Genomic DNA, 21,109 nt, shown 5'->3' with positions numbered 1-21,109 from the left:
CCAAGGTGCGTCGGCAAACCCGAGCGAGCAGGCTGCTGAACGGCTCAGGGAAGCCAAACTTATCCACATACACACATCCTGATACCCACACGTTATCCACAGATGGGGATAACGGCGACGCTGGGTGGCATTCAATCCCCGGTGTGGCAGCGAATCCGAGCCATTCATGACTACTAACTACACGGTTGTTACTTATTAACACTGTGCACAAGCCTGTTGAAAATGCAGTAAGAACCCTAGTAACACCGCACCCTCCACCCGAATCAGACCGCGATTTCCACACAATCGAGTCTTTGCTCCTGCCTTATCCACTTACACACACTGCAATCCCCACGCCTTATCCACAGTTGTGGACAATCGGCTACGCGCCAGTAACTAAAGCCCGGGAACTAGGCATCGCCAGGGACAAGGCGCTGTGAACTACACCCATGTAAGTTACCAACATTGTGGATAAAGTCTGTGGATAACAAAAAGGCCCGCACCGCGTTCAGCGATGCAGGCCTTCCTGGATGTGTGGGTAGCTAGATGGAAACCCGGACAGTAGTGGCAACGACTAGGAGAATCAGGACTCCTACCAGGCCAGCAGCCTGGACCAGTTCCCGCCGGGGCCCACGGGGCGCGTACGCGATGACGGCTGCCGCCAACGCCCCGGTGACCAGGCCACCCAGGTGCGCCTGCCAGGCGATCTGGGGGACCAGGAAGCCAATGGCACCGTTGATGGCAATGAGGATCCAGAGTTGGCGGGTATCCCCGCCGCGCTGGCGCTGCACCAGCAACATGGCCCCGAACAATCCGAAGATCGCCCCGGAAGCTCCCACCACGCCGTAGATCGGCTGGCCCGGAACATACAGCGGCGTCAGGAGGAGATAGCCCACCGACCCGCCGAGGGCAGACAGCAGGTACACGGCCAAGAAGCGGATCCTGCCGAGCAGCGGCTCCAGCGCCTGGCCAAAGATCCAGAGCATGTACATGTTGAGCACAATGTGCAGGATGAATCCCTGGGAATGCAGGAAGGCCGAGGTGAGCATTCGCCACGGTTCGAAGAGGCCTAGTTGAGGCTGCGCGTAGATATTGGAGTAGCCCAAGGTCTGATAGACGGCGTCATTAGGCACCACCCATTGCAGAACATACAGAAGGGCGCAGGCGGCGATGATACTGAACGTCGCCAACGGCTTACCGGCGGCTACCGCGCCGCCATAGACCGACCTGACGGCCGGCGTCGAACGTTTTGTTTCGTTGACACAGTCAACGCATTGGAATCCGACGGCGGCCGCCCGCTGGCACTCGGGACAAGCGGGCCGCCCGCAGCGCTGGCAGCTGACATAGGAGGGCCGATCTGGGTGCCGCGGGCACACCGGGACCTGGGCGGACGGCTCAGCCGCCGGAATTCCGTAACTCATCGGGACGGTTAGAGGTTTTCGATATCGATGCTGTTGATGGTGACGTCTTCAACCGGACGGTCGCCCATCCCGGTGCGGACACCTTCAATGGCGTCTACGACCTTCTTGGACGCGTCATCAGCGACCTCGCCGAAGATGCTGTGCTTGCCCTGGAGCCAGTCGGTGGGAATGGTGGTGATGAAGAACTGCGAACCATTGGTGCCCTTGCCACCCTGCATGCCAGCGTTGGCCATGGCCAGCTTGTAGGGAGCGTTGAAGCTGAGCTCGGGGTGGATTTCGTCGTCAAAACGGTAGCCAGGGCCACCGGTGCCGCGGCCCAGGGGATCGCCGGCCTGGATCATGAAGTCCTTGATGATCCGGTGGAAGATGGTTCCGTCGTACAACGGGGTCCCGGTCTTGGCTTCGCCGGATTCGGGGTGGGTCCAGTCCTGCTCGCCGGTGGCGAGGCCGACGAAATTCTTGACCGTCTTGGGCGCGTGGTTGCCGAAGAGGTTGACGACGATGTCGCCGAGGCTCGTGTGGATGGTTGCTTTTGCGGTTGCGATGGCAGTCATGGCCCTATTATCCCACGCCAACCTCGGCCCAAACTGGACGTGACAGCAGTTCCGCGCTGGGTGAAATCTGCGCCAAATCAGCGAAGTGAATAGCCGGTGACGAGCAAGCCACGTAGGCTAGCGACAGAACTGTCACATTAATCGGGAGGTAGTTGTGAAGAAGTCAGACCGTATTGCTCGTGACCTCGAGCACTCAGTCACCAACGCAGTTGAGAACGCCCGCGAGTGGGCCACCCCCCGAGTGGAAGCGGCTGTTGACTGGGCGGTACCCCGCCTCCAGCACGGCCTTGATTCTGCTTCGCCCAAGATCCAGGAGGGCCTCAAGACTGCTGCCCACAGCTTGGCCGACGGCGTCGAAAAAGTAACGCCGCGCATTCAGGATGGCCTGTCGCAGTTGGCGCCGCGGATCAGCGACGCCGTGGACAACGCATCTCCTCGCCTGCACGACGCCCTCGACAAGGCCGGCCCCGCCGTGCTGAACGCGCGGGACCGAGTTGTTGGCGACTACCTGCCGCGCCTTTCTGACCAGATTGGCAGCGCGTCGGAGGCCGTCCACCGCACCTTGGAGAGCGCCCCGGCCCGCGTGGACAAGGTGGCACAGAAGCTTGGCGACGCCGGCATTGTGCACTCCTTGCAGGACCAGGCACAGGCCGCCGGGCACCAGATCCGTTCCGTAGCGTCGGACGCTGGCAAGGCTGTGGGCATCGAGATCGCCAAGCCCAAGCCGAAGAAGCGCGGTTGGCTGGTCTTCGGCATCATTGCCGCAGCTGTTGCTGCTGGTGTTGCCGCATGGAAGGCTTCCAAGCCGGTCGAGGACCCGTGGAAGACCCCCTCACCCGTTAAGCCCACTCCAGCACCGGTGCCGGCCACCACCGTCAACGATGTCAAGGAGTCCGCTGCTGACGCCGCCGAGAAGGCTGGCGACGCCGCTGCGGATGCCAAGGACAAGGCAGCAGACGTTGCCAGCGACGTACAGGACAAGGCAGCCAAGGTTGCTGATGACGCAGCTGACAAAGCTGACGACCTCAAGGGCAAGGTGGCCAACGTAGTCGAGGACGCCAAGGATGCCCTTGCTGACGGTGCCGAGAAGGCCAAGCATGTTGCAGAAGATGCTGCAGACCACGCAGCTAAGGTCGCAACGGACGCCAAGACGGCTACCAAGAACATTGCTGCCAACATCGGCAACGCTGACAAGGGAAACCACTAAATACTGACGCTTGAAGGAAAGGTCCCGTCTTCGGACGGGACCTTTCCTGCGTCTACAGGTGAGTTCCAACCTCCCGGTGGCTTGACCGAACGGTGCTAGATTTGATCCTGATGTCAGCCGATCAATCCTCTGGGGATGCCTTGAACGACGCAGCCGTGCTGCCCCGTGTTTCCATCGTCATCCCGGCCTACAACGAGGAAAGCGTCATCAGGCAGTGCCTGGTGGCCGCTATCTACCAGTCGGTGCCTGCCCACGAAATTATTGTGGTGGATAACCTCTCCACAGACCGGACCGCCGCCATGGTCCAACAGATGCAGCGCGAATACGCCGAAAGCCCCATCATCCTGCTCCGCCAAGAGCTGGACCAAGGCCTCATTCCCACTCGAAATTTTGGCTTGGACCACGCCACCGGTGACGTCCTCGGCAGGATCGACGCAGACTCGGTCATCGAGCCGGATTGGGTGGAGCAGGTTCAGCGGGCCTTCGAGGACCGTTCGGTCCAAGCCGCTACCGGTCCAGTGGTCTACTACGACATGCCCATGCGCCGATTCGGTCTGAAAGCCGACGACAAGATGCGCCAGCTCATGCTGAAGCTGGGAAAACAGCAATATCACTTTCTTTTCGGCTCCAACATGGCCCTGCGAGCCTCCGCCTGGCAAATTATTCGGACCGAGACCTGCCGTGATGAGCGTGATGAGATGCATGAGGACATCGACCTTTCACTCCACTTGGCCGATCATGACCTGAAGATCCAGTACTGGCCGGAAATGGTTTCTGGGATGTCTGCTCGGCGGCTTGAGGACTCACCACGCGACTACAGGTACTACGTCACCCGGTTCGACCGAACGTACAAGGCCCACAATGTGCGCAAGATGGCGCTGAAGGCGCCCATGGTGGTGTTCTTCTCCGTCTACTTCCCGGCGAAGATTCTCCGGGCCATTCACACCGTCAATACCGCCCAACCGGTCCGCCGGGGTGGGCAGTAGTCAATCCGCACCGAGCTCGGCTAGTGGCTCGCCCGTTGACCTGTTGCGGCCTTCTTTGCGCTGCGATTTCTGCCCGGCCACCACAACCGCCAGTCCGCACATAATCAACGCCAAGCCAGCATAGGTTCCAGTGGGCAGCACTTCGTTGAGGAAAATAGCAGCCAGGACTGCTGCGCCTGGAATTTCCAGCAGGATGATCATGGAGACCAGGAGTGGGCTCATGGTGGCCAGCAGATGGTTGAAGGCTGTGTGGCCTACCAGTTGGGCACACACGGTGATCGCCACAATGCCCAACCAGCCGGCCCCTTCAAACCCTGACAGAGGCGTCGCGGTGCTGAGCGCCAGAACGGCCACCAGAGCCGCACACATGCCGTAGCAGAGGGTGGTGTAGCTGCCGATGCTCAAGCTCTGCCGCGCTTTGCCACCAGCGATTGTATAGATTCCCGCCAAAGCCCCGCCAGCCACCGCCAGAGCGTCGCCCATCAGCGCTTGATCCGAGCTGCCCATGTCCAAGCCGGTAATTGCTGCTACGCCAACCAACGCGATACCCAAACCCGACAAGACCTGCCAGCGGTGTCGGGTGCCGCGGAGCATCTGGAAGACCGCAATCCAGGCCGACTGCAGGCACACCAGGGCCGTTGCTGCTGCCACTGACGTCAGCTGCAGGGAGGTAATGAAACAAGCAAAGTGCAGGGCCAGGGCGACGGCGGCAATCAGGCACCAGCGAAACTCGGCTTTGGTGATCTGGCCAAACCGCCGCGGTTCGCGGATGAGGGCTGGCGCGGCCATGACTACGGCGCCCAGAGCGTTCCGCCAGAAGGCAATTGCCAGCGCGCTGACGGATGTTGCCCCCAGGGTGGCGGCAATGAGCGGGCCGGAGGAGGCCACACCCAAGACACCCAACGCGGCAATAAGAAAAGTCACTGCACCACTGTATTCCGCCCCGGGTTGCTGGCCAGCATCGGCGGGCACACGCCAGCCAGGGGTTTTCTCCGGAAAACAAAAGTCCCGGCCAGCTGTTCGCTGACCGGGACTTTACTTATGGTGGAGGCACGGGGACTCGAACCCCGAACCCCCTGCTTGCAAAGCAGGTGCGCTACCAATTGCGCCATGCCCCCATAAGAAGCAACCCGTCAATCATACCCTATAAAAACACTGGTTATTCACCAGCCATTCGTGGGCTGTTGCTAGCTGACCGTGTCGGTCGACTGGCTCCAGACTGTCTTGCGGGCTTCGGATTCCTGCGCTTTTCGATAGAACAGGATGCCTGCGATCGCGGCTGCCAAGATCAGCAACTTCTTCACATGCTCCCCGTTCCGGTGCAATCACGTTTCCGTGACCTTACCTTTTTCGAACCTGCATAGGTTCCGTGGGCGTACCAGGACTTGAACCTGGGACCTCTTCGTTATCAGCGAAGCGCTCTAACCGCCTGAGCTATACGCCCCGATGCCTCATCGGGCCGAGATATGACTGTACAGCACATCCCGGCCCGATCCAAAATCGGGTGTCCGACCGGCGTTTTAGCCGGTTGGAGTGACCAATTAGTCGTCAGTGAGGGTCACGCCGATTCCACCCACAAGGGTGGCTGAAATGTTGTACAGGACCGCGGAAAGCATGGACAGTGCGGTGAGGAGCACCACGTTGACCACGGCGATGATGGTGGCGAACGACGCTACCTGGCCGAGTGAGGCCACCTTCTTCAGTTCAAATCCGCCGCCCTCAGAACCAGCCAAGGTTCCCAGCAGGCTGTCCACCTGGTCGAAGATGCCGGTGAGATCCAGAACGGTCCACAGCACGATCGCAGCAACCACTGTGACGATGCCCAGGGCGACTGACAGCAAGAAGGCCATCTTGAGGACAGACCAGGGATCGACCTTGCTGACCAGGAGCCGGGCGCGCCTGACCTTGGCCTTGGGCGCTGGCTTCACCAGGTTGGGGCTGCCCTGGTTCTGGCCACCCTGGGCACTGCCAGCCGCTGGCCGTTGACCGGCCGGGGCAGGACGTTGGCCAACCGGACCCTGGGCTGGTCGTTGGCCTTGTCCGGGTGCCTGCGCTGGACGTTGTTGCCCCGCCTGGCCCTGGGGCCGCTGACCGGGCGCGGCAGCCGGAGCTGCCGGGCGCTGCTGGGGCCGCTGGGGCGGGTTGACCCGCGGCGAACCCGAGGGACGGTTTGCGCCGGGCGCGGAGCTGTTCGGCTTGGGAAATGAGTCTGAATTACTCACTCGTTACCTCCGTAGTGTCTTCGTTCGGCGCATCGCCGGAGGCGTCCTCAGACTCACTGGCCGGTGATTCTTCTGCGACTGTTGGCTCAGCGGAACCACCAATGGGCCCGCCGTCTTCAGCCAACGTTACGTCATCCTCCGGCGATTCCTCGCCCTCGAGACCACGTTCGCTGTTGCGTGCCACCTCGATAATCCGATCGTTCTTATCGGGTTTGGCAAAGATGACGCCCATGGTGTCGCGGCCTTTTGCGGGGACTCCGGCCACCGAGGAACGAACCACCTTGCCGCCCTCCATGACCACCAGCACTTCGTCCTCTTCCTGGACAATCAGCGCACCCACCAGGTCGCCGCGTTCTTCGGCCAGTTTGGCCACCTTGATGCCCAGCCCGCCACGGCCCTGCAGCCGGTATTCTTCGACGGCGGTGCGCTTGGCGTAGCCGCCCTCGGTCACCACGAAGACAAATGAACCGTCGGTGATGACGTTTGCTGCCAGCAACTCGTCTTCTTCCCGGAACTTCATGCCCGTGACACCCGACGTGGCGCGGCCCATGGGCCGAAGGGCATCCTCGGTGGCGGTAAAGCGGATTGACTGACCCTTACGCGAGACCAACAACAGATCATCCGTTTCCGAGACGAGCTGCGCCGAAACAAGTTCGTCCTCGTCCCGGAGGTTAATGGCGATGACGCCTGCAGAGCGGTTGGTGTCATAGTCCTCCAACCGGGTCTTCTTCACAAGGCCCCGCTTGGTGGCCAAGACCAGGTAGGGCGCCTGCTGGTAATCCTGCAGGTCCAAGACCTGGGCAATGTGCTCGTCCGGTTGGAACGCCAACAGGTTCGCAACGTGTTGGCCCTTCGCATCCCGGCCGGCCTCAACCAATTCGTAGGCCTTGGCCCGGTAGACGCGCCCCAGGTTGGTGAAAAACAGCAACCAGTGGTGGGTTGTGGTCACAAAGAAGTGTTCCACCACGTCATCCCCGCGGAGCTGGGCACCCTTGATGCCCTTGCCGCCACGCTGCTGTGAACGGTAGTTGTCACTCCGGGTCCGCTTGACATAGCCACCGCGGGTGATGGTGACCACCATCTCCTCGACGGGGATGAGGTCTTCCATGGACATATCGCCGTCGAAGCCCATCAGGATCCGGGTGCGGCGGTCGTCACCGTGTTTGTCGACGATCTCACCGAGCTCTGTGCTGATGATCTCCCGCTGGCGTTCCTCAGAAGCGAGGATCGAGTTGTATTCCGCGATCAGCTGCTCGAGTTCCGAGTGCCTGTCCTGGATCTTCTGGCGTTCCAGGGCGGCCAGCCTGCGCAGCTGCATGTCCAGGATGGCCCGGGCCTGGAGCTCATCAATGTCCAGAAGTCCCATCAGGCCATCACGAGCGGCCTCGGTGGTGTTGGACGCACGGATCAGGGCAATGACCTCATCCAGCATGTCCAAGGCTTTCAGGAGCGCCCGGAGGATGTGTGCTTCCTCTTCGGCCTTCCTGAGGCGGTACCGGGTCCGGCGGGCAATGACGTCCATCTGGTGGGTGACCCAGTGCCGGATGAACGCGTCAAGGCTGAGGGTGCGCGGCACACCGTCCACAATTGCCAGCATGTTTGCCGAGAAGTTGCTCTGCAGTTCGGTGTGCTTGTAGAGGTTGTTCAGCACCACCTTGGCCACAGCGTCACGCTTCAGGACAATCACCAGGCGCTGGCCGGTGCGGCCGGACGTTTCATCGCGAAGATCAGCGATTCCGGAGATCTTGCCGTCCTTGACCAGATCGGCAATCTTGATGGCCAGGTTGTCCGGGTTGGCCTGGTAGGGCAGTTCCGTGACAACCAGGCAGGTCCGGCCCTGGAGTTCCTCGACGTTGACCACAGCGCGCATGGTGACCGAACCGCGACCGGTCCGGTAAGCGTCTTCGATGCCCTTGTGACCCAAAATGGTGGCGCCAGTGGGGAAATCGGGGCCCTTGATACGCAGGAGAAGCTCCTCCAGGAGCTCCTCACGGGTGGCCCCGGGGTTACGCAGGTACCACTGCACGCCGTCGGCTACTTCCCGGAGGTTGTGCGGCGGGATGTTGGTGGCCATGCCCACAGCAATGCCTGAAGAACCGTTTACCAGAAGGTTGGGGAACCGGGCCGGCAAAATGGTGGGTTCCTGGTTCTTGCCGTCGTAGTTGTCCTGGAAGTCGACGGTCTCCTCGTCGATATCGCGGACCATTTCCATGGCCAGGTGAGCCATCTTGGTTTCCGTGTACCGGGGGGCTGCGGCGCCGTCATTGCCGGGAGAACCGAAGTTGCCCTGGCCTAGGGCCAGCGGGTAGCGCATGGTCCAGTCCTGGATCAGACGAACCAAGGCGTCGTAGATCGCCGTGTCACCGTGGGGGTGGTATTGGCCCATGACTTCGCCAACAACACGAGCGCACTTGTTGAACGATCGGTCAGGGCGGTAGCCGCCGTCGAACATGGCGTACAGAACCCGGCGGTGTACTGGCTTTAGGCCATCACGGACGTCCGGGAGCGCGCGGCCCACAATGACGGCCATGGCGTAGTCGAGGTAGGAGCGCTGCATTTCCGTCTGCAGGTCCACTTGTTCAACGCGGTCAACTACGGCAACATCAGCGTCGGGCAGGAGAGCCGGCAGGCCAGCGTCCGCGGCCTGATTCTCAGGTGTTTCGTCACTCATCTATTATTTTCCGTTTCAGGTATATGTCGGTTCGTGAATATTCAGGCAGTGCCTCTAGATATCCAGGAACCTGACGTCCTTGGCGTTTTGCTGGATGAAGTTTCGGCGCGATTCAACGTCTTCACCCATCAAGACGGAGAAGATCTGGTCCGCGGCGAGGGCGTCATCCATGGTCACCTGCAGCAGCGTGCGGTGGTCAGGATCCATGGTGGTGTCCCATAGTTCCGTGTAATCCATCTCGCCGAGGCCCTTGTAGCGCTGGATGCCGTTGTCCTTGGGGATCCTGCGTCCTGCTGCTTGGCCCGACAGGAGCTTCGCGTCGCGTTCCCGGTCGCTGTAGACGTAGTCGTGGGCCGCATTGGACCACTTGATCCGATACAGCGGTGGCTGCGCCAGATAGACGTAGCCGTTCTCGATCAGCGGCCGCATGTAGCGGAACAGCAGGGTCATTAGCAGCGTGGTGATGTGCTGGCCGTCAACGTCAGCGTCAGCCATCAAAACAATCTTGTGATAGCGCAATTTGGAGAGGTCAAAGTCCTCGCCAATGCCGGTACCAAAGGCTGTGATCATGGACTGTACTTCGGCATTGCCTAGGGCCTTGTCCAGCCGCGCGCGCTCCACGTTCAGGATTTTGCCGCGCAACGGCAGGATCGCTTGGGTCTCCGGGTTGCGGCCACGCTTAGCGGAACCACCCGCGGAGTCACCCTCCACAATGTAGACCTCACACTTTTCCGGATTCTTCGAGGAACAATCCGAGAGCTTTCCGGGCATCCCAAAAGATTCGAGCGGACTCTTGCGGCGAGCGTTATCGCGGGCCTTGCGTGCCGCCATCCGGGCCTGGGCAGCGGAAATAGCCTTGCGGATCACGTCGCGGGCAGGGCCAGGGTTGCGTTCCAACCAGTCACCCAGACCGTCAGTGACCACGCGCTGGACGAAGCCCTTGACCTCGGAGTTGCCCAGCTTGGTCTTGGTCTGTCCCTCGAACTGGGGCTCGGCCAGCTTCACGGAAATGACCGCGGTCAGCCCCTCGCGGATGTCATCACCGGTGAGGTTGTCATCCTTTTCCTTAATGATGCTTTTCTCCCGCGCGTAGCGGTTGATGAGCGAGGTCATCGCGGCCCGGAAGCCCTCTTCGTGGGTGCCACCCTCATGGGTGTTGATGGTGTTGGCGTAGGTGTGGACGCTCTCCGAGTAGGCGTTGGTCCACTGCATTGCCATCTCCAAGGCAATCTTGCGGTCCTTGTCCTCGGTTTCAAAGGCGATGACGTCCTCATGGACTACCTCAACCTTTTTGCCTGAGTTCAGGTGTTTCACATAGTCCAGCAGGCCGTCGTCGTACTGGTAAACCACCGTGCGGTGCTCTGCAGCACTGACCTCGCCCTCTGTTGCCACGGCGTCCAAGTCCAGATCGTCGTCCTGGGGCGCGGACTCGGCTACGCGTTCATCTGTCAGGGTGATGCGCAGGCCCTTATTCAAGAAAGCCATCTGCTGGAAACGGGAGCGCAAGGTTTCAAAGTCGAACCGGGTGGATTCGAAGATCTCGGGATCCGGGTAGAACGTCTGGGTGGTTCCGGTTTCTTCGGTTGCCTCGCCCTGAACCAGGCCGCCCTGCGGCTTGCCGCCGTGGGCAAACGACATCCGCCACGCGTGGCCTTGCCGCCGAACTACAGTGTCGACTCGTTCAGACAAGGCATTGACAACGGAAATGCCAACGCCGTGCAGTCCACCAGAGACCGCATATCCGCCGCCGCCGAACTTGCCGCCAGCATGGAGGATGGTCATGACAACTTCGACAGTTGGTTTGTGCTCGGTGGGGTGCATATCGACGGGGATACCGCGACCGTCATCAATCACCCGCACGCCACCATCTGCCCGCAGAATCACTTCAATGTGGGAACAGTAGCCCGCCAAAGCCTCATCAACCGAGTTATCCACCACCTCATAGACCAGGTGGTGGAGGCCACGGGGACCGGTGGACCCGATGTACATCCCGGGGCGTTTCCGGACTGCTTCAAGCCCCTCGAGAACAGTAATGTCGCTGGCGCCGTATTCCCGGGGAGTTGTGGCTGTGGGGGTGTCATTCGCAGCCTCCCCAAGCTCGGTATCGGCTGCCAGTTGTTCCGTATTGTCGTTAGCCACAGGCGCTGTCGACTCCTCTGTTCTCGGTTTTGGCCAGGCGAAGCCCCTCTATCAGGAAAGACCCGCCGCTAGGCATGAACTGATAGCAAAGTGCCGAGACAGCAAAGAGGCCGAACCCCTCTCAGTGTGAAGAACGCGGAGTTCGGACTCAGTCAACGGTTCACCCGCGCCCAGTTTTCTTACCCGATTCTACCGCGAAGTAGCCCATTTCCTCGCATTCATAAGCCGTGGGCAGATACTGAATTGCCCTTGAGCGGCCATTGACTACCGTTTTGGCGGACTTGGGGAGCGGTCGCCGGGGACCTATACGGCACAACGCCCCAAAATGGCTCTATCCGGCGCTGGGCACCCATCGCGGCGCAGATTCGTTCAGCCATAAGTATCGCGGGGCCCGCGACCATTAACTGTTCGGGCGCCCTTACGCCAGGTTGGTGCCGAAGGCCCCAGAACCTGGATGCTGGTGACCACGCCGTCACCGAGTTCTGTCCGGAATTTTTCAAGAAGGCTGATACTCAGAAGTCGTAGCTGCGTTGCCCAGGCAGTGGAGTCGCAGCGAACGTGCAACGTGGTGTCGGTAAAGCTTTCGGGTGTGCAGTGCGCGGAGATCTCTGGGCCAACCAGGGTGGCCCACTCGGCCATGACAGAACCCACCGCCACGGGTGAGGTCCAGCCACGTTCTGCCACCAGCCGGCCAACAACCTTGCCCAGCCCCAGCGGATCGCGGCCGGTATTGTGAAACTGGCTGAACCCACGGGTGTCCCGAATTCCCGACCTGGCCTTCTTCGCGCCGGCTCGAGGAGCAGCCCGCCGCACTTCGCCACGGGACGCCGCAGCGTCGCGCATCCGGTTCAACGCCGCCTGCGGGGCGTCGATTTCGTCCGGGTCCCGGCCAGGTTGGAGTCCGCCACCAGCTTCAGCGTCCCTACTCATCAATACCTCCCGGGACAACGTTCACGCGACGCCCCGACAACTCCGCCGGAATATCAGCATCGACAGCGGCCGTCACTAGGACCTGCTCGGCGCCGGTCACTATGGCTGCTAGTTTACGCCGCCGGTGCACGTCCAGTTCGGCAAAAACATCGTCGAGGATCAGGATCGGCGCAGAGCCTCCGGTGCGGGCATCATCCAACATTACGTAATAGGAAGCCAATCGAAGCGACAAACACATGGACCACGTTTCACCGTGCGATGCATATCCCTTGGCAGGCGCCTGGCCAAGGATGAGTTCCAACTCGTCGCGGTGGGGGCCCACCAAGGAGATTCCCCGTTCCAGCTCCTTTTTCCTCGCCTCCGCAAAAGCCTTGACGTACCGTTCGGTGAGCTCATCAACGGAGAATTGCCGCAGGTCGTCAACCACTGCTGACGATTCTGCCGCCACCGGTGACCCGTTCCCGCGTGCCGGCCCGCCGTCGTCGTCAATCTGGTCCTGGAGGGTGGACCGATACAGCGCGTCAGCGGGTTTGGACGCATCCGTCAACCCTGCATAGGCGCGGGCGAGGTGCGGCCGGAGAAGTTCCACGAGCTCAAGCCGTGCGTGTAACAACGCTGCACCTGCCTTGGCCATATGGTGATCCCAGACTTCAAGGGTCGCCTCGTGGGCCGCGCTGAATTTCCCAGCCCGAGCAGACTTCAGCAGCGCATTGCGCTGTTTCAAAACCCGGTCATAGTCGGCACGTGTTGCAGCGTGGTGAGGCACCAAGCTGGCCAGCAGCTCATCGAGGAACCTGCGCCGATTGCTCGGGTCGCCTTTGACCAGGGCCAGGTCCTCGGGGGCAAAAAGGACTGTCTGGCAGATGCCCAGAAGGTCCCGTGCGCGGACAGGGTTACTACGATTAATCCGGCCACGATTAGCCCGGCCAGCGTTGATTTCCAATTCCAGGACCGTGATTTGGCCGCCACGGACCACCCGAGCCCGAACCAGGGCACGCTCTGTCCCAAACCGCAGCAAGGGCGCATCGGTGCTGACCCTGTGTGAGCTAAGGGTGGCTAGGTAGCCGATTGCTTCCAACAGGTTGGTCTTGCCGATTCCATTCGCGCCCACAAGAACGGTCACGCCCGGAGTCAGCGCCAGTTCAACCTGCGCGTAGCTGCGAAAATCGGTCAGGGAAAGGTGTTCGAGGTACACGCGGGATTCGACAATTCTGGGAACCTCTCGGTTCCCGCTGGGTACTACTTAGCGGGACGGGTGGCGTGGCCGCCAAACTGGTGGCGGAGGGCGGACACCATTTTCATGGCAGGCGAGTTATCTTCGCGTGAAGAGAACCGGGCAAAGAGGGCAGCGGTAATGGCTGGGGCGGGGACGGCATTGGCAATGGCTTCTTCGACCGTCCACCTGCCTTCGCCGGAATCTTCAACGTAGTCGTCAATCGATTCCAGTCCCGGATCCTCGTCCAGCGCTTTCACCATCAGGTCCAACAGCCAAGACCGGACCACGGTGCCTTTTTGCCATGCCCGGAACGTGCCGGGCAGATCCGAGACGATGTCTTTGGCTGCCAGGAGTTCATAGCCTTCGGCATAAGCCTGCATGAGACCATATTCGATGCCGTTATGGACCATTTTGGCGTAGTGCCCAGCACCAACATCGCCAACATGGACGAAGCTGTCGGCGCGGTCTCCTTCTGGGCGAAGTGCATCGAAAACCGGCATGGCACGTTCAATGTCTGCTGCAGCGCCGCCCGCCATGAGTCCGTATCCGTTCTGCAGGCCCCACACGCCACCAGAGACACCGCAGTCGGCGAAGTTGATTCCCTTTGCCGCGAGGATTTCACCGTGCTTTTGGTCCTCGGTGAAACGAGAGTTGCCGCCATCAATCACCAGGTCGCCTTGCGCGAGCTTGTCGCCCAACTCCGCGATGACCGAATTGGTGATGCCGCCTGATGGCACCATGACCCAGATGATGCGGGGAACGGGAACCTGGGCCAACAGCTCGTCCACCGAGGCCACATCCGTCACCTCGGGGTTGCGGTCCATGCCGGTCACCTCAATGCCGTTTTGTCGTAGCCGCTCGCGCATGTTGAAACCCATCTTGCCGAGGCCGATCAGTCCAATGTGCATGGTGAGACTCTTTTCTGGGCTAGTGGGTGGCGGTGGCTTGGGCCCCGTTGGCGAGCGGCACTGCCTCAGCTTGCGAAGGCTGGGAGCCGTTGGAGACTAGTTAGGGAGCCGGACGGGCATGACCAGGTAGCGGTAGTCGTCCTGGTCATCGCCCTCAGCTTCGGCCTGGGCAGTGATCATGGCCGGCTTCGGCGCAGACGTGAAGGAGAATCGGACAAATTTGGTTTCGATGACGCTGAGACCCTCCACTAGGTAGTGCGGGTTGAAGGCCACGGTAATTTCTTCACCGGAGAGCTGGGCTTCCAACTCTTCCGAGGCTTGGGCATCTTCACCGGTGCCTGCGTCAAGGTTCAGTTGGCCCTCGGTGAAGGCCAAACGCACCGGAGTGTTCCGTTCGGCTACCAGCGAGACACGGCGGACAGCTTCGACGAGTTCCTGGGTCTGCACCGTGGCGTGGATTGGCGTGGATTCCGGGAAAAGCGAGCGGATCTTGGGGTAATCGCCATCCACCAGCAACGATGTGGTGGTGCGCCCACCGCTCTCGAAGCCGATGAGCCGGGTGTCGTCGTCTGCCAAGGCGAGGTTGATGTCGCCACTGTTACCGAGGGTTTTGGCGACTTCGTTCAAGGTTTTTGCTTTGACCAATGCGCTGGTAGACAGGCCCGGAGTTGCTGGCTTCCACGGGACTTCACGCATGGCGAGCCGGTAACGGTCCGTTGCCAGGAGCGTAATGAGGTCGTCCTCGATTTCCATCCGGACACCGGTGAGGATCGGCAAGGTGTCATCCTTGCTCGCAGCAATGATGACCTGTGAAACAGCCTGGGCAAAGGCATCGCCGGGAACGGTTCCGCTAATGGTGGGTAATGCCGGGAGGGGTGGGTACTCGGCTTCCGGCATGGTGGCCAAATGGAAACTGCTACGGCGGCAGGTCAGGGTGACTTTGCTGCCATCGGTTTCGACGTCCACTGGCGCGGACGGCAAGCTGCGGCAGATGTCTGCGAGGAGCCTGCCGGAAACCAGGATAGTGCCCGCTTCCCGCACGTCAGCGGCAATTTCAAGCCTGGCAGAGGTTTCGTAGTCGAAGCTCGAGAGGCTGACGGTGCCAGCTTCTGCCTTAAGCAAGAGACCCGAAAGGACGGGGACGGGTGGCCGCGGAGACAACGACCGGGCTGTCCATGTGACGGCTTCTGCCAGGACGTCCCGATCGACTCTGAACTTCACGGAAGGGTGCCGCCTTTCATTGCTGCTGCGTTGGTGTAACCGACACCGCCTGGGGTGGTGCCAAAAAAATTCAGCGAATCATCATGGTTTTCCGGATGGGAAGCACAAGAAAACCCAAGGATGGGAGCGCTGCTGACAGCTTAGCCCGAAGATCTGGGATTAACCCATCCCCGGCCCCTGCCCGGAGGCCCGTTGGGCCGTTTGGCCCGGCCCGTTGCCGTGCAGAACCCATCTTGTTGTTTGAGGGATTTCAATTTCTTGGGATTAGTAGTGTTAATAACTGCTGTGGAAACTGTGGATAACTCGATCCTGCCGCTGAATCCAGCGGTTAAGCCCTGTTCATTGGGTGTGGGTGGATCAGGTTTTAAACAGGGTGTGGATGGGGATAACATTTTCGGCCGTTTCGCTGATCCACAGATGGCTTAAGGGTTTTAAGCCCATTAAGCCGCGTTGTCCCCTTAACTATCCACAGGCTTATCCACATGCGCCTGTTAATAAGGTATGTGTAGCGCGCTCAGGAGTCGCGTTGCTGCTGCTTGATCCGGTTGGTCAGCTCTGTGACCTGGTTGTAGATCACACGACGTTCAGCCATCAGTTCACGAATCTTGCGGTCCGCATGGATGACAGTGGTGTGATCACGGCCGCCGAGCTCTTGGCCAATCTTGGGCAGCGACATGTCCGTCAACTCACGGCAGAGGTACATGGCGATCTGCCGAGCCGTGACCAAGGTCCGGGTCCGGGACTTGCTGCACAGTTCCTCCAGACTGAGCTTGAAGTACTCCGCGGTCTGTTGCAGGATCTGGGCGGATGTGATTTCCTGGGCGCCGTCGTCGGTGATCAGATCCTTGAGGACCATTTCGGCAAGCGCGACGTCGACCGGCTGGCGGTTCAGGCTGGCGAAGGCCGTGACGCGAATCAGGGCGCCTTCCAGTTCACGAATATTGCTGGAAATTTTGGAGGCGATGTACTCCAGCGCATCGTCCGGAGCGGACAGGCCCTCACTCAAGGCCTTCTTCCGAAGAATCGCAATCCGGGTCTCCAGTTCAGGTGGCTGGATATCGGTGAGGAGGCCCCACTCGAAGCGTGACTTCATCCGGTCTTCAAAACCAGCCAGTTGTTTCGGCGGCAGATCGGAGGTGATGACCACCTGCTTGTTGTTGTTGTGCAACGAGTTGAAGGTGTGGAAGAACTCCTCCAGTGTTCGATCTTTGCCGGCGAGGAACTGGATGTCATCGATGAGGAGCACGTCCACGTTGCGATACGTGGTCTTGAAGCTGGCGCCCTCATCATCCCGGATGGAATTGATGAAGTCGTTGGTGAATTCCTCGGAATTTACGTACCGAACGCGGATGCCGCTGTACAGTCGGCGGGCGTAATGGCCGATGGCGTGGAGCAGGTGTGTCTTGCCCAGGCCGGAATCACCATAGATGAACAGCGGGTTGTAGGCCTTGGCGGGCGCCTCCGCCACAGCCACTGCCGCAGCGTGGGCGAATCGGTTCGATGAGCCAATCACGAAGGTGTCAAAGACGTACTTGGGATTCAGCCGGCCGAACTCATGGGAAGTGCTGGGCAGCATGGGCTGCGGCTTCTGTTCGATCAGCTGGTCGGCTGCGAAGGAAAGTTCGACGGCGGGTTCAGGTTCCGTGAAGAGCGGCACCAAGTCGGTGTCGACGTCGATCGCGCATCGGATGTCTTCGGAGAAGACGCTGTGGAGCGCATCGTCCAGGGCTTCCTTCACCTGGGTCTGCAGAACCTCACGGGTCAGCTCATTGGGCACCGCCACCAGGAGGGTTGAACCGATCAGGCCTTGAGCCTGGGCCAGAATGACGAATCCACGCTGCCGGGGTGAAACCCGGTGGTCCTGCTCAAGCAGGGTGATGACCCGGCGCCAGGAACTTCCGACAGTGTTGGCGTGGTTGGCTTCGTCTACTGTCATCAATCGGTTCCCTAAAGCTTGCTGTGTCTGCATTACCTGCAGCCAGGCCTGGGACCAAGAAGGGACCAGCTCTATCCACAGGGTTATGCACAGTCCGTGGATAATCGGCTACTGAGCCACTCTAGGGGATCAAAAGCCTAGAAGATAGCTGGCAATCGGCTTGTGGATAATTACACTGGTGTGGTTCGTAAACGGGCCTTGTGAGCCGGTTCATCCACAGGCTCCATGGCGAGTTAGCCACAGCTGGGGATAGTTCTGGAGTAGGCTGCTGGTTTGACTCTGCTACCCCGGTTGCCCTAGTGTTGTGAAGTCCTTTGTGTGCGCTTTTGGTCCCATTGAAATACTTCGACGCCCTGCGTTGGAGTCCTGGGAATAGCGTGCATATACAAAACTTAGCGTCGGCCAGTTCTTCCCTTTTTGATCGGGTGGGCGCACCTTTGATCCACTGGAGTAACTAACGTGAGCAAGCGGACTTTTCAGCCGAATAACCGCCGTCGAGCCAAGAAGCACGGCTTCCGCCTTCGTATGCGTACCCGTGCCGGCCGTGCCATCCTGGCAGCCCGTCGTGGCAAGGGTCGCACCGAACTGTCGGCATAACTACTGACTTGTCGGTAGAGATCTTCCTGCGAGTGTAAAGGTGCTAGCCGCCAGCAATCGCCTGAGGACTGCTACCGATTTTTCAACCACTGTACGTTCCGGTGTCCGCAATGGACGCCGGAACGTAGTGTTATATGCGGCAGCCCTCGCTGCCGACGAACCCAGCCGCATCGGGTTCATCGTTTCCAAAAGTGTCGGGAACGCTGTAGTCAGGAACCTCGTTAAGAGAAGACTGAGAGAAGCAGGTGCTGCCTCGTTGGGTGCGCACGCACATGGTTTGGCTATTGTGGTCAGGGCGCTGCCCGCGTCCGCGACAGCCAGCTGGGACCAGCTCCTGTCGGACTACAATGCCGCACTCGAATCGACTGTGCACCGGTTGGCGAGCCGCCCATCAAAAGGCGCCACCAACGGTGCAGCCGGTACAACACAGGAGGGGACACCGCGTGACTAATGGCACCGCCGTCGTCCGCCGTTCTGTACCCCTGACCGTGGGCACGTTCATCTGGAACTTGCCCCGAAACATCCTCATTCTCCTGCTGATGGCGTACCGCAAGGTGATTTCCCCCTTGTACGGCCAGGTATGCCGTTTCTTTCCCTCATGTTCGGCCTACGCTCTGGAAGCTATTACCGTCCACGGAGCTGTGAAAGGGACGTGGCTGGCTGCCCGGCGCCTGGGCCGTTGCCACCCATGGAATGCTGGTGGTGTGGACCATGTCCCCGCCGGCACCCGGGAATGGCCGTTGAGCCAGACCCCCACGATTGTTGTGCTGAACAACCCGGACATTTACCTGGCTGCTCGGACTGATGAAGAAGGCCGCAATGCGGCCTGACGAATAGGGATAAGTATGGACTTCTTTGCGACAATCATGTTTCCGTTCAAATGGCTGGTGTCCATCATCATGGTGGGCTTCCACGAAGGCCTGACCTTCATTGGCCTGCCGGCGGCGAGCGGCTGGACCTGGACCCTGTCCATCATTGGCCTGGTGTTGGTGATTCGCGCCGCCCTGATCCCGGTGTTCGTCAAGCAGATCAAGGCACAGCGTGGCATGCAGCTGCTGCAGCCCGACCTGAAGAAGCTGCAGACCAAGTACAAGGGCAAAACGGATCAGCTTTCCCGCCAGGCCATGGCGCAGGAGCAAATGGCCATGTACAAGAAGCACGGGACCAACCCGTTCTCGGCCTGCCTCCCCATGCTCATCCAGATGCCGTTCTTCTTCGCCCTCTTCCAGGTACTTTCCGGTATCAGCACGAACGCCAAGGCTGGCGAGGGTGTCGGTGCCATGAGTCCGGGCCAGGTAGTGCAGTTCGATGAGTCCAGCATTTTCGGCGCACCCCTCTCGGCAACCCTGCTCCACGGCGGCGGCGGCGATTCGCAACTCGCCGTCAACATCCTCTCCGTGGTGATGATCCTGGCCATGACGGCCTCGCAGTTCATCACGCAGAAGCAGATCATGGCCAAGAACATGTCTGAAGAGGCCATGGCCAGCCCGTTCATGCGCCAGCAGAAAATGATGCTGTACATCCTGCCCGTTGTCTTCGGCGTGGGTGGCATCAACTTCCCCATTGGTGTCCTGATCTACTGGACCACCACCAACCTCTGGACCATGGCGCAGCAGTTCTTCGTTATTCGTCGGATGCCAACGCCGGGTTCCCCTGCTGCCAAGGCCCTCGCCGATCGCCGGGCTGCCAAGGGCCTGCCGGCACTCTCTGTTCTCACCGGTAAGAAGGATGAAGAGGCAGACGCTGCGGCCATCGCCGCCGTGGAACCCAAAATCCAGCGCGTTCAGCCCCAGCGCAAGAATAGGAAGAAGAAGTAATGTCTGCTGAGAGCAACGAACACGCTTTGACCGACGTCGTCGATGACGTGGAGAAGGCCAACGACGACGGTGCTCCCGCCAAGGTTGCGTCAGTCAGCCGCCTCGAAGAAGAGGGCGAAATCGCTGCCGACTACCTCGAAGAACTCTTGGATATTGCCGATATCGATGGTGACATCGACATTGAGGTTCGCAGCGGCCGCACGTACATTTCCATCGTCGCGGAAGACGAAGTCGATAACCTGGATGCCCTGGTAGGCGCAGACGGCGAAGTCCTGGAGGCACTTCAGGAACTCACCCGGCTGGCTGTCCTCTCGGCTACGGAGAGCCGCTCACGCCTGGTTTTGGACATTAACGGTTACCGGAAGGAGCGCAGCGGGCACCTTCTGAAGATCGCGGAGCAGGCTGTCGCCACCGTGAAGGAAACTGGACAGCCGGTGGCGCTGGAACCGATGAGTGCCTATGAGCGGAAGATCATCCACGACGCCGTCGCGGACCTTGGCCTTGTCAGTGAGTCCGACGGTGAAGGCGCGGGACGCCACATCGTAGTTTCCGCCGACTAAAGAATTGATGACGTGTTAACCATGGTTGAGATTACGGCAACTGAGCTCCAGGCCGCTGAAAAGATCTTCGGTGACCGCCTGGATTTGGCCAAACGCTACGTGGAGCACCTGGCGACGTCGGGCACCGAGCGCGGACTCATTGGACCCCGTGAGATTCCCCGCCTCTGGAGCCGGCACGTTCTGAATTGCGCTGTCATTGAAAGCGAGATTGCCCAGGGCAGCCGGGTTGCCGATGTTGGCAGCGGTGCGGGGCTGCCGGGTTTGTGCCTGGCGATCGCCCGTCCTGACCTTGAACTGACCTTGATCGAACCGTTGGAACGCCGGGTGATCTGGCTGCAGGAAGTCGTGGACGATCTTGGCCTGGCCAATGTCACGGTGATGCGGACTCGAGCCGAGTTGGCTGTTGGCTTGGTGGATGCTGACGTTGTGACAGCGCGTGCGGTCTCCGCGCTGACCAACCTTGCCGGCTTGACCATTCCACTGCTTGCAGGGCGGGGCGAAGTAGTGGCCATCAAGGGACGCAGTGCCGGCGAAGAAATCGAAAAGGCAGCGAAGACCATTCGAAAGTTGGGCGGAATTTCCACCGCAGTGGTCACGGTTGGTGAAGCACTCCTGGAAGAGCCCACCACTGTGGTGCGCATCGTGGTGAACAAGCCGCAAAAGAAGTCCTAGACGGGCTGCGATGTCCGTGGTCAGCCATGCCGAGAAGATAGGCTTGTAGGCGGCAGTCAGTTTGGCCCAATGA

The 21,109-nt window shown here is 60.3% G+C and carries 20 protein-coding genes and 2 tRNA genes; 8 read left to right on the top strand and 14 right to left on the bottom strand.

All coding sequences use genetic code 11. The features are described 5' to 3' along the window. Window positions 1-521: 521 nt before the first annotated feature. Window positions 522-1,400, bottom strand: coding sequence for a rhomboid family intramembrane serine protease (locus PSET11_RS00250; protein ID WP_124089586.1), 879 nt, complete (start codon window positions 1,398-1,400; stop codon window positions 522-524). 8 nt (window positions 1,401-1,408) lie between these two features. Next, the gene (locus PSET11_RS00245) at window positions 1,409-1,954 is read right to left on the bottom strand and encodes a peptidylprolyl isomerase (RefSeq protein ID WP_124089584.1); all 546 of its coding nucleotides are present in this window, start codon (window positions 1,952-1,954) and stop codon (window positions 1,409-1,411) included. A gap of 154 nt (window positions 1,955-2,108) precedes the next feature. Between PSET11_RS00245 and PSET11_RS00240 the strand changes: the two genes are divergently transcribed. Both PSET11_RS00240 and PSET11_RS00235 read left to right on the top strand, forming a co-directional pair. After that, window positions 2,109-3,161 (top strand): hypothetical protein, encoded by a 1,053-nt coding sequence (locus PSET11_RS00240; protein ID WP_124089582.1) that lies wholly within the window; start codon window positions 2,109-2,111, stop codon window positions 3,159-3,161. Window positions 3,162-3,271: 110 nt separating this feature from the next. Beyond that, window positions 3,272-4,147, top strand: coding sequence for a glycosyltransferase family 2 protein (locus PSET11_RS00235; RefSeq protein WP_124089580.1), 876 nt, complete (start codon window positions 3,272-3,274; stop codon window positions 4,145-4,147). Here PSET11_RS00235 and PSET11_RS00230 read toward each other — a convergent pair whose 3' ends face one another. The 12 genes from PSET11_RS00230 to dnaA all read right to left on the bottom strand — a co-directional run bounded on the left by PSET11_RS00230 (window position 4,148) and on the right by dnaA (window position 17,390). Continuing rightward, window positions 4,148-5,071, bottom strand: a complete 924-nt coding sequence (locus PSET11_RS00230; protein WP_124089578.1) for a DMT family transporter — start codon at window positions 5,069-5,071, stop codon at window positions 4,148-4,150. A gap of 118 nt (window positions 5,072-5,189) precedes the next feature. Beyond that, window positions 5,190-5,265: transfer RNA gene (locus tag PSET11_RS00225), tRNA-Ala, on the bottom strand. Window positions 5,266-5,334: 69 nt separating this feature from the next. Further along, complete coding sequence (locus PSET11_RS16775; protein WP_238988963.1) at window positions 5,335-5,451, bottom strand: DLW-39 family protein; 117 nt, start codon at window positions 5,449-5,451, stop codon at window positions 5,335-5,337. A 66-nt stretch (window positions 5,452-5,517) separates the two neighbouring features. Further along, window positions 5,518-5,591: transfer RNA gene (locus PSET11_RS00220), tRNA-Ile, on the bottom strand. 97 nt (window positions 5,592-5,688) lie between these two features. Beyond that, window positions 5,689-6,369, bottom strand: coding sequence for a DUF3566 domain-containing protein (locus tag PSET11_RS00215; RefSeq protein WP_124089576.1), 681 nt, complete (start codon window positions 6,367-6,369; stop codon window positions 5,689-5,691). Then, entirely contained in the window at window positions 6,362-9,040 is a 2,679-nt protein-coding gene (gyrA, locus tag PSET11_RS00210) for a DNA gyrase subunit A (RefSeq protein WP_124089574.1), read from the bottom strand. Before gyrA ends, PSET11_RS00215 begins: the two co-directional genes overlap by 8 nt. A gap of 54 nt (window positions 9,041-9,094) precedes the next feature. Beyond that, the gene (gyrB, locus tag PSET11_RS00205; RefSeq protein WP_124089572.1) at window positions 9,095-11,179 is read right to left on the bottom strand and encodes a DNA topoisomerase (ATP-hydrolyzing) subunit B; all 2,085 of its coding nucleotides are present in this window, start codon (window positions 11,177-11,179) and stop codon (window positions 9,095-9,097) included. Between the two features lie 369 nt (window positions 11,180-11,548). Then, window positions 11,549-12,109, bottom strand: coding sequence for a DciA family protein (locus PSET11_RS00200; RefSeq protein ID WP_124089570.1), 561 nt, complete (start codon window positions 12,107-12,109; stop codon window positions 11,549-11,551). Continuing rightward, window positions 12,102-13,304 carry a DNA replication/repair protein RecF gene (recF, locus tag PSET11_RS00195; RefSeq protein ID WP_124089568.1) on the bottom strand — a complete coding sequence of 401 codons (1,203 nt, stop codon included), beginning with the start codon at window positions 13,302-13,304 and terminating at the stop codon, window positions 12,102-12,104. The genes PSET11_RS00200 and recF overlap by 8 nt, the downstream gene beginning before the upstream one ends. A gap of 44 nt (window positions 13,305-13,348) precedes the next feature. Beyond that, the gene (gene gnd, locus PSET11_RS00190) at window positions 13,349-14,233 is read right to left on the bottom strand and encodes a phosphogluconate dehydrogenase (NAD(+)-dependent, decarboxylating) (protein WP_124089567.1); all 885 of its coding nucleotides are present in this window, start codon (window positions 14,231-14,233) and stop codon (window positions 13,349-13,351) included. A 96-nt stretch (window positions 14,234-14,329) separates the two neighbouring features. Further along, entirely contained in the window at window positions 14,330-15,454 is a 1,125-nt protein-coding gene (gene dnaN, locus PSET11_RS00185; RefSeq protein ID WP_124089566.1) for a DNA polymerase III subunit beta, read from the bottom strand. A gap of 514 nt (window positions 15,455-15,968) precedes the next feature. After that, window positions 15,969-17,390, bottom strand: coding sequence for a chromosomal replication initiator protein DnaA (gene dnaA, locus PSET11_RS00180; RefSeq protein WP_124089564.1), 1,422 nt, complete (start codon window positions 17,388-17,390; stop codon window positions 15,969-15,971). 459 nt (window positions 17,391-17,849) lie between these two features. Here dnaA and rpmH point away from each other — a divergent pair, with 459 nt between their 5' ends. From rpmH to rsmG, 6 genes are read left to right on the top strand one after another with little or no spacing between them, the layout of a single operon-like run. Next, on the top strand, window positions 17,850-17,987 hold the full coding sequence (rpmH, locus tag PSET11_RS00175; protein WP_003800212.1) for a 50S ribosomal protein L34: 138 nt from the start codon (window positions 17,850-17,852) through the stop codon (window positions 17,985-17,987). 40 nt (window positions 17,988-18,027) lie between these two features. Continuing rightward, entirely contained in the window at window positions 18,028-18,438 is a 411-nt protein-coding gene (rnpA, locus tag PSET11_RS00170; RefSeq protein ID WP_124089562.1) for a ribonuclease P protein component, read from the top strand. Further along, entirely contained in the window at window positions 18,431-18,817 is a 387-nt protein-coding gene (gene yidD, locus PSET11_RS00165; protein ID WP_203415857.1) for a membrane protein insertion efficiency factor YidD, read from the top strand. The genes rnpA and yidD overlap by 8 nt, the downstream gene beginning before the upstream one ends. A 15-nt stretch (window positions 18,818-18,832) precedes the next feature. Continuing rightward, a complete protein-coding gene (yidC, locus tag PSET11_RS00160) occupies window positions 18,833-19,804 on the top strand; it encodes a membrane protein insertase YidC (RefSeq protein ID WP_124089558.1) in 972 nt (323 codons plus the stop codon). Next, window positions 19,804-20,364: a Jag family protein gene (locus tag PSET11_RS00155; protein WP_124089556.1), complete on the top strand. Its 561-nt coding sequence runs from the start codon at window positions 19,804-19,806 to the stop codon at window positions 20,362-20,364. The genes yidC and PSET11_RS00155 overlap by 1 nt, the downstream gene beginning before the upstream one ends. A 21-nt stretch (window positions 20,365-20,385) precedes the next feature. Continuing rightward, entirely contained in the window at window positions 20,386-21,036 is a 651-nt protein-coding gene (gene rsmG / locus PSET11_RS00150; protein WP_124089554.1) for a 16S rRNA (guanine(527)-N(7))-methyltransferase RsmG, read from the top strand. The last annotated feature ends 73 nt before the right edge of the window (window positions 21,037-21,109 follow it).

The organism is Arthrobacter ulcerisalmonis (assembly GCF_900609065.1).
GTDB lineage: Bacteria > Actinomycetota > Actinomycetes > Actinomycetales > Micrococcaceae > Arthrobacter > Arthrobacter ulcerisalmonis.
This window is presented reverse-complemented; position numbering and strand designations above follow the sequence as displayed.

Excerpts from the sequence above, each read along its gene's own strand:
- PSET11_RS00250 (WP_124089586.1), bottom strand. The coding sequence starts at position 1,400 with ATGAGTTACGGAATTCCGGCGGCTGAGCCGTCCGCCCAGGTCCCGGTG.
- PSET11_RS00245 (WP_124089584.1), bottom strand. The coding sequence starts at position 1,954 with ATGACTGCCATCGCAACCGCAAAAGCAACCATCCACACGAGCCTCGGC.
- PSET11_RS00235 (WP_124089580.1), top strand. The coding sequence starts at position 3,272 with ATGTCAGCCGATCAATCCTCTGGGGATGCCTTGAACGACGCAGCCGTG.
- gyrA (WP_124089574.1), bottom strand. The coding sequence starts at position 9,040 with ATGAGTGACGAAACACCTGAGAATCAGGCCGCGGACGCTGGCCTGCCG.
- PSET11_RS00200 (WP_124089570.1), bottom strand. The coding sequence starts at position 12,109 with ATGAGTAGGGACGCTGAAGCTGGTGGCGGACTCCAACCTGGCCGGGAC.
- gnd (WP_124089567.1), bottom strand. The coding sequence starts at position 14,233 with ATGCACATTGGACTGATCGGCCTCGGCAAGATGGGTTTCAACATGCGC.
- dnaA (WP_124089564.1), bottom strand. The coding sequence starts at position 17,390 with ATGACAGTAGACGAAGCCAACCACGCCAACACTGTCGGAAGTTCCTGG.
- yidC (WP_124089558.1), top strand. The coding sequence starts at position 18,833 with ATGGACTTCTTTGCGACAATCATGTTTCCGTTCAAATGGCTGGTGTCC.
- PSET11_RS00155 (WP_124089556.1), top strand. The coding sequence starts at position 19,804 with ATGTCTGCTGAGAGCAACGAACACGCTTTGACCGACGTCGTCGATGAC.
- rsmG (WP_124089554.1), top strand. The coding sequence starts at position 20,386 with ATGGTTGAGATTACGGCAACTGAGCTCCAGGCCGCTGAAAAGATCTTC.